At 74.7% G+C, this 3,389-nt stretch carries 2 protein-coding genes; both read right to left on the bottom strand.

Going from position 1 to position 3,389, the window contains the following annotated elements; all coding sequences use genetic code 11:
- On the bottom strand, positions 1-2,606 hold a 2,606-nt coding region (locus tag HMPREF3086_RS04545; RefSeq protein ID WP_070720399.1), incomplete at its 3' end, for an ATP-dependent helicase.
- Positions 2,603-3,389: RecB family exonuclease (locus HMPREF3086_RS17885; protein WP_168169051.1), on the bottom strand; the 787-nt coding region annotated here is incomplete at its 5' end. The genes HMPREF3086_RS17885 and HMPREF3086_RS04545, both read right to left, overlap by 4 nt.

Here is a 3,389-nt window from a genome sequence, read left to right as displayed (position 1 = left end):
CGGGCGGGGCCCGACTCCGGTGGCGCCTGGGACTCCGGGTCCACGGGCGCGGCAGCCCGCACCGCTCGCGCGACGGCGAGTCGGTCGGGCGCGGCCGCGCGGGGCCACGTCGCCTCGACGGTGCCCGAGGTGGCGGGATTCGTGGGAGAGGGTGTGACGACGAGGTGGTCGATCACCCCGAGCGGTGGTTCCCCCCCGCAGGCGTCGAGCACGTCCCCGAGGAATTCCGACCGTCCTTTGGGTGTGGTGGCCGACCCCAGCCAGTGCGACCCGGACAGCAGCAGCGTCTGCTCGGCCCGGGTGACCGCGACGTAGAACAGTCGGCGGTCCTCGTCGAGCGAGCGCCGCTCGACCCGCTTGATGTGTTTCCCCAGCGCCTCTTCCAGCAGTTTGCGGTCTGTCACGCCGTCGAGTCGCGGGACCGGCACCCCACCGGGGTTGTCCTCGGTCTCGCGGTCCCCCCGCAGCTGCTCGGGCAGCTGGGTCGCGGTGCGGACGGAGGTCTGCGGTGGCTGGCCGGAAGGGAAGACGCCCTCCGCCAGGTGCGGCACGGCGACGATCTCCCATTCGAGGCCCTTGGCGGAGTGGACGGTGAGGATCTGCACCCGGCCGGGCGTCGAGGCGACCTCTCCGCGGGCGAGCCCGCCGTCGATGGAGCGGGCGAGGTCGAGATACGCCAGGAACGCGTCCAGCCCGGTTCCGCGCTCGGGTCGGAAGCCGGCGGCCACCTCCTGGAGCGCGTCGAGTTGTTCGCGGGCCTCGCCGCCGCCGGCGCGTTGGCGCAGGCGGACCTCGGCGTCGAGCCCGAGGGACTGTTCGGCGGCCGCGACGAGCCGCGCCGGTGGCGCGGACGCGCGGACGCGGAGCCCCGAGATGATGGCCGCGAGTTCGCTGATGCGCTGCGCACCGGCGGGGCTGTACTGGTCCTCGGGGCCCGGATCGGCGAGCGCATCGGCCAGGCCGGCCGAGTCCGTCTCCTCGCCGCGGGCGAGAGCGTCGAGGAGGGCGTCGAGTTCGCGGGGGTCGGAGACCGGCCCGGTAGCGGTCGCGGTCCTTCGCAGGGACAGGCGGGACGCGCGTCGGGCGAGTGCGGCGAGGTCGGCCGCGCCGAGCGCGAACCGGGAGCCGCTGAGCAGTCGCAGCAGCGCGGGGCCCGCGCCGGGGCGGGCGACCACGGTGAGCAGGGCGACGACGTCGGCGACCTCGGGCACGTCGAGTAGCCCGCCGACGCCGATGATCTCGACCGGCAGGCCGCGGGCCTCCAGGGCCTCGGCGATCGCGGCGGAGTCGCCGTTGCGGCGCACGAGGACCGCCGCGGTCGGTACCCGGCCGGACTGTTCCGCCGCGCGGTACCGGTCGGCGAGGGTGTCGGCGAGCCACTCGCGCTCGTCCTCGGCCGTATCGAGCAGCGCGACCCTGAGGTCGCCGGGCGCGGCTCCGTGCCGGGCCCGAAGTTCGGGCACCGGGACGGATCCGGGTCGGTCGCGCAGCGGCGCGGTGATCCGGTTGGCCAACGCGAGGACCTCCGGTGGGTTGCGCCACGAGGTCGTGAGTTCCCGCAGGTGCGAGGGCCGCCCCCCTTGCAGCGGGAAATCCTCGCGGAAGCGGTCGAGGTTGGACGCCGACGCCCCCCGCCACCCGTAGATGGACTGCATGGGGTCACCGACGGCGGTCACGGCCGGGGCCGGGTCGGCCCCCGCGCCGAAGAGGGACGACAGAAGGACCCGCTGGGAATGCCCGGTGTCCTGGTACTCGTCGAGCAGCACCACGCGGAACGCGCGGCGCTCGGCGAGCCCGACCTGGGGGTGGTCTCGGGCGACGGTGGCGGCCAGGGCCATCTGGGAGGCGTGGTCGAGCGCCGTCTCGGCTCGCATGCGGGTGGCGACCGCGTCCACCAGGTCAGCGAGTTCCTCCCGGTGACCCTGGATCTCGGCAGTCCTCCCGAGCCACGCGGTGGGAGTCGCCTTCTGCCGCGGCCCGGGCGGGAGGGTCGCGATGAGGGTCGTGATCAGGTCGGGGTGCGAGCGCAGGTCGTCGGTGGTGACGAGGTGGTCGGACAACTGCCCGGCCAGCGCCAGCACGTCGCGGGTCACGGTGCCGGGGTTGGATGCGGTGGTCAGCGGGCTCTCCCACCTCGACACGACGTCGTGGGCGAGCTGGAAAGCGGCGGTGGGGGTGAGCAGCCTCGAGTCCGGTTCGACCGGTACGAGCAGTCCGTAGGTGCCGAGCAGCGTGCCGGCGAAGGCGTGATAGGTGGAGATCTGCGGGTCCTCGGTGCGGATCGCCTCGGCGATCGCGGGGTCCGCGCCGGGCCCGGAGCACAGCGCGCTGCGGGCCAGCGCGTCCAGGCGGCGGCGTATCCGTCTGGACAGCTGCTGGGCGGCCTTGCGGGTGAAGGTCAGGCCGAGGATCTCCCCCGGTCGCGCGTATCCGTTGGCCACCAACCACACGACCCTGGCTGCCATGGTCTCGGTCTTACCGGCGCCCGCCCCGGCCAGCACGAGAGTGGGTTCGGTCGGCCCGGCGATCACCTCGGCCTGCTCGGGGGTGGGTCGATGAATGCCGAGCGCGTCGGCGATGGCGGCGGGGTCTATCGACGCGGTCACCCGCTCACCTGCTTCCCCTCGGACTGCGCGGGGCAGCTGGACCTGACGCTGCAGTGCTCGCACCACCGGCCCACGCGCGCGGTGTAACCGGGGCCGACGGTCGCGCGGCCGGCCTCCTGAACGCGATCGACCAGGGCCTCGGCGCCGTCGGTCCCGAGGGGGTCCTGCACCCGCTCGGTCGGCATCCGGCCCTCGCGGCCGGCCAGGTAGAGCAGGAGCCCGCCTCCGGGTTCGCGACCGCCCGCGGCGGCCACCGCCCCCCGGGCGACCGCGAGCTGGTACAGGGCCAGCTGCGGATTGACCGCGGCGTCCTTCTTGCTGGCCGCCGCGGCCGAGGTCTTCACGTCGACGGGGACGACCTGCCCCGCGGAGGTCGCCTCGAGCCTGTCGATCCGCCCGCGGACGCGCACCCCGCCGCCGGCGTCGAACTCGAACGGCTCCTCGACCGCGGCGGTCGTGTACTCGTCGCGGGTGGACGAGCGCCACCTGCGGAACGTCTCGGCCATCTCCACCATCGTCTCGGCCCCGCGCTCGGCGAACCACCCGCGGGACAGGGTCAGCGCCTCGGCCCGCCGGCGGACGGTCGAGCGGATCGTGTCCTCGTCGATACCGCCCTCCACGGCCTGGGTCAGGGCGTGCACGGCCGATCCCCGCACGAGCGGGGCGGCCGATCCGGCGTCGGAGGAGTCTCCCCCGACCGACTGCAGGAACCACCGCAGCGGGCACTCCTCGAGGGCCCCGAATCCGGACGGCGAGAGCACCGCGACCGGCCGGTCGGGGGTG

The sequence above is a fragment of the Dietzia sp. HMSC21D01 genome, assembly GCF_001815995.1.
GTDB classification, from domain to species: domain Bacteria; phylum Actinomycetota; class Actinomycetes; order Mycobacteriales; family Mycobacteriaceae; genus Dietzia; species Dietzia cinnamea.
The sequence above is the reverse complement of the archived record's forward strand: the minus strand, read 5'-3'. Positions and strand labels throughout refer to the sequence as shown.